General features: G+C 65.7%; 1 protein-coding gene. It reads right to left on the bottom strand.

What is annotated here, in order from left to right:
- On the bottom strand, positions 1–449 hold a 449-nt coding region (locus tag AC1DPX_RS35130), incomplete at both ends, for a VCBS domain-containing protein (RefSeq protein WP_477242608.1).

Raw genomic sequence — 449 nt, 5'->3', positions numbered from 1 at the left:
TCATTGGTGCCGTCGATGTTGATGGTCACCGAAGTGTGGGTGCCGTCGGCGCTGACGACATCGAACGTGTCGGTGTAGGTGGTGCCGGCAGCGAACTCGTTGTGGGCCGACGAGGCCGTGTAGGTCCAGGCGCCTGCCGCATCGATGGCRAAGGTGCCGTAGGTCCCGACAGTGCCGGCCTGGGCRACGAAGSTYGCMGGGCTGTCGACATCGGAGATGGTCAGCGTGCCCGAGCTCGATATGTCGGTGGCCGCATCGGTCTCGGTCAGGTTGCGCACRTCGGCCGACAGCACGGCGGCGTCATTGGTGCCGTCGATGTTGATGGTCACCGAAGTGTGGGTGCCGTCGGCGCTGACGACATCGAACGTGTCGGTGTAGGTGGTGCCGGCAGCGAACTCGTTGTGGGCCGACGAGGCCGTGTAGGTCCAGGCGCCTGCCGCATCGATGGC

This window comes from Mesorhizobium sp. 01N446 (genome assembly GCF_056399285.1).
Note: the sequence above shows the minus strand (reverse complement) of the source record. Positions and strands in the feature narration are given on the sequence as shown.